We start from the raw sequence: 2,275 nt of genomic DNA, 5'->3' as shown, positions 1-2,275 counted from the left end.
TTTTTTTCAAGCTCGTCATATTTTTCATCTTTTTTCTTCAGTTCTAAATAATACTCGTCTTTTTCCTCTTCTCTGTTTTTGTCGCATTCTATCTTTTCTCTTTTTTTATCTTCCAACTCATCGTGGAATATATAGGCGGGGATAAGCATTAAGGCGCAGACTAACAGAAATAAAAATTCTTTTTTGNAAAGCGTTGGTTATAAACCAATCGCCGAAAGACATTATTTTATCTATTATTTCTTTCATTTATTGATTTTAGTTTCGCTAATTCTGTCTAGTGTAAAAGCAGAATTCGGAATTATTAAAATTATATAGGGTTCTTTATTTTTATAAACTATCCGATTCTAATAAGGTATTTGGTTTGGTTTACAATAGTAATCACCTTACCATAGAATATTTTATTTCTTCCTACTGAATTTATATCATTCGTTAATTGAAAATTACTTATTGCAAAATAGATATCTTTGGAATCAATTTTTTCATTATAATTTATGAATGCTTCTTTTGAATCAATAAGTACAACGCCGGATATTAATGCAGTAAATTTGCCCTCTAAGCCTCCATTGATGTTAGCTAACCACATGGGTGTATAATCATCGGAAAGTACCGGAAACCCTTCTCTTAACTGTCCAAAAAAAGGTTTTTTTACTTCTGCCAAAAAACCGCTACAATATCCATGAGGTAGTTCATTTAATACCGGTTTTTTAATTTTATGAAATAAGCCATCTTGACCTACCCTAAGTTCTTCATCTCCTTTTGTGTTATCGGTAATGGGTAATTCTCTAACTATAAAATCCCCCCCCACTTCTAATGTTGCTTTCGGTCTAAAAACATTGCCGATACCTACCCTGTTATTGAAATCCCAAGATATTGCGTGATCGTTATGTTCTTTACCGATGTATCCAAAAGAATCACTATCGCTCAAATGATAACCGATCTTATTGCTGTTTATACCCGATAGTTCAACTATCGGGTAATCCGGAAAAGTATTATTGACACTTTGAACATTTCTTGATAAACCCGAATTTGTGGTTGTTAGGTTGATCCATCCATATACCTCCCCTCCTCTTCTTTTTAAATAGTTATCCGCCCACGTGGAAAGCACGTTAGAGGACCATACGGATTCGGCTATGTTTTTTCCTTCGGTAAGGTCTTCTAATTTTCCCTTTGGATAAGTGGTATCTAAATCGGTAAAGGATGCTTTTTTTCTTGATCCGTCATTAAATTGTATGGAAAGTGTTTTATCTTTTTCTCCTGAAAATTCGAGGTTATTTATTCCTGTTTTTTTTACTTCATTTAATTCTCCTTCTATCCCGTCTATTTTAGTTCCCAATGCTTTTATATTTTTTGCTATCGCTTTAATGGTGTCTAAAAGTCGTTGACAGAAAGATTTTAGGTTTATTAAGCTCATCTTTTAATTATTTTAAGGCTTCTTGATAAACATTTAGTGGATCTTCTGTTTGGAAATCAAGTACAAAGTCTTGATAGGAAGGGGCATAACTTGTGGCATGGTTGCCTTCTTCAAGCTGCAAGGCGGCAAAAAGTAATCCTGAAGGAACGGCAACTTTGGATTCTACACGAAATAACGGTTCTTCATTTTCGATTTTAACAGTTATGGTAAAACGTTTCCATTCTTGGGTGATTTGATTAATGTCTACAATTTTAACTCCTTCATTTGTGGATCCATAAAGGTATAAATCGCCACTCATCTTTGAGAGGTCCTCCACGGATTTACAATAGAAAGAAAAGGTATATTCCATCCCTTTTTGCAGACCTTGAATGGTATTTCTAAAGTACGCCATAGCCGAATTATTACGGACAACCTTATAAACCATGGAACCTAAATATTTTTCATCGGTTATTTGCGCATCGTTTCGGTTTTTCCAATTTTTATAATCCGTTGAGTTGTTTAATAAATTAACCGCACCTATATTTATTTCCTGTTGTTCTTGGATTTCCATATCCTCAGGTGCGTCCGTATAATCGGTTGCTTTATCTCCAAATTCTACTTTGTATTTCCCGTTTGTAATTGATGGACGCGGGGTTGATATTCGTAAATAAAAGGTATCAGCAGGTNATATCAACAGTGCTTTCAGTATATGTATTTCCTTTAAAATCTACTTTTTTAATAAATTTTTTGTCTTTATCGTAAAAGGCAAGAGAGGCATAACCGGTAAGAGGCTTTTCCCATACTTTAACGGTTACTTTTTTGTAATCTTTAACTAAAATTAAATCCGTATAAATATCATATTCACCGTTCGTTACTGAACCTGCA

2 protein-coding genes are annotated in these 2,275 nt (G+C 33.7%); both read right to left on the bottom strand.

Annotated features, from left to right (window positions below; translation table 11 throughout):
• Positions 1-334 precede the first annotated feature (334 nt).
• Positions 335-1,411 (bottom strand): hypothetical protein, encoded by a 1,077-nt coding sequence (locus GFU93_RS00020; protein WP_160565857.1) that lies wholly within the window; start codon positions 1,409-1,411, stop codon positions 335-337.
• Between the two features lie 7 nt (positions 1,412-1,418).
• Positions 1,419-2,084 (bottom strand): carbohydrate binding domain-containing protein, encoded by a 666-nt coding sequence (locus tag GFU93_RS00015; protein WP_160565854.1) that lies wholly within the window; start codon positions 2,082-2,084, stop codon positions 1,419-1,421.
• Between the last annotated feature and the right edge of the window lie 191 nt (positions 2,085-2,275).

It is taken from the genome of Apibacter sp. B3546 (genome assembly GCF_009827885.1).
Taxonomy (GTDB): domain Bacteria; phylum Bacteroidota; class Bacteroidia; order Flavobacteriales; family Weeksellaceae; genus Apibacter.
This window is presented reverse-complemented; position numbering and strand designations above follow the sequence as displayed.

Excerpts from the sequence above, each read along its gene's own strand:
- GFU93_RS00020 (WP_160565857.1), bottom strand. The coding sequence starts at position 1,411 with ATGAGCTTAATAAACCTAAAATCTTTCTGTCAACGACTTTTAGACACC.